Here is a 5,674-nt window from a genome sequence, read left to right on the forward strand (position 1 = left end):
CTTCAACCCGCCGCCACTCCGCTTGGCGGCCTAACCCCGGCAGAGGCTCCACTTATCGACGCGGAGATTTTGTTCAGATAAACGAGACCAGCTCAGAGTTCGCAAACTGCCTTTGCTGCGGCCGTTAGTTTCGTAGCTATCGCGTTGTGACAACGTCCGATCGACGATTGTTTCGTTTGTCAGAATGTACCAGGCGAAAGGGCGTCCAGGTCATCGCTCGACTCCGTCTTCAGACGGATGCAGCGAACAGCAGTGCAGAGTCTCGCACCGCGATACCATTGGCCCTGCGCATCGACCGACACCACAATGCCATTAAGGCAACCTCGCTGGGGGCGGTTGGACTTAGCCGAATTAGAACGCAACCGGCCGCGAAATCAAGGAATGTTAAGAATCCCTTAACCATAATTCGCTCAAAGTTAACACCTATTCGGGGGCCAGCAGATCGTCTCAAGACCGGAAGGTGAGAAAGCCATGAGCCGTTTCGTCAGCTACGCCCAGAACTACGAAGACGTGATACTCTGGCGCGCACTCGGACACGTCAAAGATGGATTTTTCGTGGACTGCGGTGCTTATGACCCAACCTGCCATTCGGTCACCAAGGCGTTCTACGACCGCGGATGGCGCGGCATAAATATCGAACCGATTCCTTCCCTTTTGCGGGAGTTCGCTCTCCAGAGGCCTTCCGACGTCAACCTGAATATCGCGCTGTCCGACAAGTCAGACTACGCGACGTTTTATGAAATTGTCGACACAGGCCTATCAACGTTCAGCCAGCAAATCGCGAACTCGCATATCGAAGCTGGCTTTGAGGCCAGGAGCATGATTGTCCAGACGGCAACGTTGTCGAATGTGCTCGAGCAATTTTCTCAAGATGCAATTCATTTCTTGAAGATAGACGTTGAAGGCGCTGAAGAACTAGTTCTGGCGGGTCTGGACCTTCAGAAATTTCGTCCGTGGGTCATTCTCGTCGAGGCAACAAAGCCGCGCTCGGGCGAGCCAAATCATCAAGATTGGGAATCTGGCTTGCTGTCGCAAGGCTATGATTTCGTCTATTTTGACGGCTTAAACCGGTTTTACGTGTCCCACGATCACCCGGAACTTCGTCTCCCGCTCGCGTTGCCGCCGAACATCTTTGACAATTTCGTCCAAATCGAGCAGCTGGATGAAGTTGTGCGTTTGCAAATCCAGCTTGCCACACTGAAAAATTCGACCTCTTGGCGCCTAACCTCACCGCTTCGTGAAGGAAAGCTATTTTTGCGGGCGCTGCGGACCCATCTTCGTTTTATCGGGATGGATTTGGCGAGCCGTTTTCGCTCTCGGAGCACGGCAAACTCAAAACCAACTGGACTCGGAAAGCTTCCGAAGCATGTCGGAGGTCTAGCGCCGTCGGCGTAACAATGTCTACCTGCTGCGGCGGTCACAAACTGGCCGGAGGCGGCCTCGCCCGTAGCAAACGGTAATCGGCGTTCACAGATGAACGGATTTTAAGGAATTCGGCCGCAATTCTCGCCGCATCGATTGCTGGTTAGGGCACCGCCATTCGAAATTGTTCTTACCGGAACAATCTGTTTGGTCGAATTTCCGTTGATATCGTCGGCCATTCTCCCCTATAGCGGAAGTTCTCGAGGTTCGTCCCCCGGCCAGGCTGTCGATGCGCTATCCTTTTGCAAAATAGAGCATCAAATAGCCAAGCCTGCTTGTTCGGTAATAGTCGGCTATGTGCTTGCGGCTTCGAAGTTGGCGATGCACTGAAAATATCCACGTGGGTAAATGAGTGGAGGCCCCGAAGGTGCTGCTTCGACAGTTTGCAATAGCGGCTTTACTGGTTGCGGGCCTTTCTGCAGCGATCTTATTCGACGAGTTTCACGCTTATAGCAGCGATGCCGGGCAACATTATGCTTTGATCCGCGCGCTCATGGATTTGGACAAATGGGGTAGCCCTGCTACGACTCCAAATCTTGGACCTCTGCCATTTTATCCACCGGTATCGCATTGGCTCGCGGCAGAAGTCGGCAAAGTTGTCGGTTCGGGCTTGCTTGGCATGACGATCGTAGCGTCGATGTCGGTGGGGCTATTCTATCTAGCCATGTTCACAATTTCCATTCGAGTAAACTGGCGCGCTCCGTTAATCGCCTGCCTAATTACGATTTGTTACGCGATGCTACGAGGCCCCGTCTTTGGAAGACAGATCGTCAACAACTATTTTTATGCTCAAGTAGTTGGATCGGCTCTAGCTGCCCTCACCCTGCTGATTGCATTTAATCAATTTCACAAATGGAAGGGCGTAATTATCGATCTGCTTGTTTTGATAATGGGGCAGATTATCGTAGCAACGCACCTTCTGCCTGCAGAACAATTGATCGGCGCTTATTGCATGATTCTTCTGGTCCATGCATGGACTAGATCGAGCTGGAAAATATTCGGCCGCCTCATCGTATTTTCGGTTCTGTCGCTAATTCTGACCGCCTCTAGTCCATTCGCGCTGGATGTCTACACGCTCGCCCAGTCCGAAGGTGGCGCGCATATAAACCTCCTCGGCAACAGGATCGCTCAAATAGCTTTTCTAACTCTGGGTAGTGCCGTTTCGATTAAATTGATCTTGCGGACGCGAGAAACGGCCGATGCGGGCATGTTCCTCGGCTGCATGGGCTTATCATCGTGCTGTCTGGCCGTCCTGCAAATGATGCTTTTTTGGGTAGGAATCGGATCGAACTATTCAATCGCAAAGCATATGTTCGTCACGGTCGCATTTTTCATTTTTGTGGTATCCGCCAATATCGCACTGAGAAGATCATCGCCATTGGACCCTAAACGATCCAGTGTACCCAAGGGATTGGCTTTGTGTTCGATACTTGCACTACTCGCGACAAGAGTTGATCTTTACCCTTCGATTCTGAACCTCAAGAAGGTTGTTGCGTTTCAGAATGCCGCTCGAGCACTTTCAAATGATCTCGGGGATCAAGGCGGCCGCCGGCCGATCGCCTTAGCCAAACAATGGCCACCCAACATTTCTTACGGGATCAGTATTGGCGATCTTCGTTTCCCGATGGCGTCCGCTGATTTGATTCTAAAGGATGAATCTTTACCTGAAGACCAAGTATCACTCGCTTTCATGCCGCCCGACGATCCCGGGGTCATCGCTGAGTGTTCAATTCCCGCGCATTCAAACCAGGTCGCTGAAGCGTTCGATTACTCGTGTCTTCTCAGAAATTCGGCTAACAGACCCAAATAGCTTTGAATTTAAGATCGTTACCTGCAATTGGAAATACTGTCTACGCTTGGGGAAAAGTCGCGAAATAGACATATCGTACACGTGTTTCGGTGCGGCCTCTTGACCGTTCTCGGCCACGGAGCCCCTCACTCCAACTCACCAAAATCAAGAGCCTGAAAGGGGGCCCGATGGGTAAGCATGCGGCGTAGGCCGCCGGCTGGCTGGTTTGTCCGGTTAACAGCTAAACCTCGTCGGGCTTTTCGGCCTTCGGCTTCATCATCGCAGCAAGCGCTTGGCGGCGTTTTTCGATGATGCTGGGGGTGTCCTTGTGGATTGCGATCAGCTCTTTGAGGGTCTAGATTCCATCATCGGTGAACGCCATCACCCCGTCTTCACCGACGCCGACGACCCATAGCTGGCCATCCTCGGTGTCCATTTCTTCGGCGACCTCGAACAGCCATTCCTCGTCTTCGCCGAGCATCTCAGCGACATGGCTGAGAGTGAACACGTGGCTGACTTTGTTGACGTGCCCCATCAAGCCGCCTGTGCCGCAAGGCCTTGCTGTTGCGCAGTCTTCCAGTTCCAGGGCAGCAGCTCATCGAGCCTGTGGGCGGGGTGGGTAGCGATGCGAGCGAGTACATCGGCGAGCCAGGCCTGAGGGTCGACGTCGTTCATCTTGGCAGAGACGATGAGGCTATACATGGCGGCGGCTCGGCGCCCTCCGCGGTCGGACCCACAGAATAACCACGACTTTCTGCCCAATGCGATGCCGCGCAGCGCTCGTTCGGCTGCATTGTTCGAGAGGCAGACGCGGCCATCGTCGAGGAAGCGTGTGAAGGAGGCCCCAGCGCTTGAACATGTAGTTCATGGCCTTGGCCAGATCGTGACCGCGGGAGAGCTTGGCGCACTGCTCGCGCATATAGGCTTCCAGATCGGCAACCAACGGTGCGCTCTGCGCCTGGCGAACAGCCTTTCGTTGGTCGGCGTTTTGGCCATTGATAGAGCGCTCGATCTCGAACAGAGCGTCGATGCGGCGCACGATCTGCATGGCGACGGGCGAGATGACGATCTCCTTCTTTCCGGCCGCTTTGCGCCGCGCGTTCTCCTCAAGATCCGCCATGGCGAAGAACGGGCGCCGGGCATGGACCCAACAGGCCGCTTCGCTGATAAGCCCAGACTTCGCTCGGGCTCGTAGAGCTTGATGTATCCGCCGAAGGCGTCGGCCTGGAGGATGCCGGTGTAGTTGGCCAGATGCGCCTGCGGATGCTCACCACTTCGATCGCGCGAGTAATAAAACATCGCCGCCGGCGGATCTGAGCCGCCGAAAGGGCGGTCGTCCTTCACATAGACCCAGCATCGCGCGACGTCGCACTTGCCCAAGGCCAGCACGGGCACGGTGGTGTCGTCGCCGTGGAGGCGTTCGGCTGCCATGACGTGGGCTTCCAACAGCCGCGACAGCGGCTCCAATAACGTGCAGCACGCCCCAACGGCGTCGGCTGCGGTCGACAGACTGATCGGCACGCCCTCCAGCGCGTAACGCTCGGTCTGCCGGTTCAGAGGCTGATGCTGGCCAAACTTCTCATAGAGCAGCATGGCCAGCAGGCTCGGCCCCGCCCATCCTCGCGGGATCACATGGAATGGCGCCGGTGCCTGGCTGATTTTCTCGCAGTCCCGGCAGGTGAACTTTTCCCGTACCGTCTCGACCACCTTCCACTGGCGCGGCACCGATTCCAGCGTCCGCGTCACATCCTCACCAAGCTTGCGCAAGCGATTGCCGCCGCAGCATTCGCACGCCGTCGGCGGATCGATCACCACCCGCTCGCGTGGGAGATGCTCGGGGAACGTCTGGCGCTCGGCGCGCTTGCGTATAAATCCGCGTACCGTCGTCGTCCTCGCGACAGCTCGTTCCGCCGCCAGCGCGTCTTCTGTGGCGTCAGCTTCCAGCTCTTCGAACGTCAGCGCCAATTGGTCGATCAGCCGCGATGATCGCTCTGACCGTTGTCCGTGGATCTGACGTTCAAGCTTGGCGATCCGCAGCTTCTGCTGGGCGATCAGCGCGCCGTCTTCCGAGGCTTTCGCGCGGGCGACCGCAAGCTCCGCTACAATCTCTAACGCCTTCGCGCGCTCGACCGCCAACGCCTCTTTCAGAGCCGCAATGTCATCCGCAACAGCGCCACGATCAGCATCCATGCAACGCAGTGAATCACATTTCGAGCGCGTTGTGACTCCCCAAAATGCCAGTAGCTGCAGATTTCTTCTGCTCAACCCGCGCTCTGCGGCCTCCAGCTTAGTTGTGGATTCCTCCAATCAATTCCTTCCAGCATATAGGCCATCTGCGCCGCCGAGATTGACACCGCACCAGCCGATGCTGAGGGCCAGATGAACTTGCCGCGGCCCAGGCGTTTGGCATAGAGCGACATGCCTAACCCGTCATGCCATAAAATCTTGACCAGATCGCCGCGG

The 5,674-nt window shown here is 55.9% G+C and carries 4 protein-coding genes and 1 pseudogene; 2 read left to right on the plus strand and 3 right to left on the minus strand.

Annotated features, from left to right (window positions below; genetic code table 11):
- Positions 1-471 precede the first annotated feature (471 nt).
- On the plus strand, positions 472-1,395 hold the full coding sequence (locus tag GSQ88_RS30745; protein WP_159011704.1) for an FkbM family methyltransferase: 924 nt from the start codon (positions 472-474) through the stop codon (positions 1,393-1,395).
- Positions 1,396-1,789: 394 nt separating this feature from the next.
- The gene (locus tag GSQ88_RS30750; protein WP_159011706.1) at positions 1,790-3,232 is read left to right on the plus strand and encodes a hypothetical protein; all 1,443 of its coding nucleotides are present in this window, start codon (positions 1,790-1,792) and stop codon (positions 3,230-3,232) included.
- Between the two features lie 334 nt (positions 3,233-3,566).
- On the opposite strand, the gene GSQ88_RS30755 is transcribed toward GSQ88_RS30750, so the two are convergent.
- From GSQ88_RS30755 to tnpB, 3 genes and pseudogenes are all read right to left on the minus strand, one after another.
- Positions 3,567-3,746, minus strand: a complete 180-nt coding sequence (locus GSQ88_RS30755) for a hypothetical protein (RefSeq protein WP_159011708.1) — start codon at positions 3,744-3,746, stop codon at positions 3,567-3,569.
- A pseudogene (gene tnpC, locus GSQ88_RS30760) lies at positions 3,746-5,401 on the minus strand (IS66 family transposase). The gene GSQ88_RS30755 and the pseudogene tnpC overlap by 1 nt, the downstream one beginning before the upstream one ends.
- 71 nt (positions 5,402-5,472) lie before the next feature.
- Positions 5,473-5,674: IS66 family insertion sequence element accessory protein TnpB (gene tnpB / locus GSQ88_RS35410; protein WP_210253932.1), on the minus strand; the 202-nt coding region annotated here is incomplete at its 5' end.

The organism is Bradyrhizobium sp. S69, from assembly GCF_009766005.1.
Classification (GTDB): Bacteria; Pseudomonadota; Alphaproteobacteria; order Rhizobiales; family Xanthobacteraceae; genus Bradyrhizobium.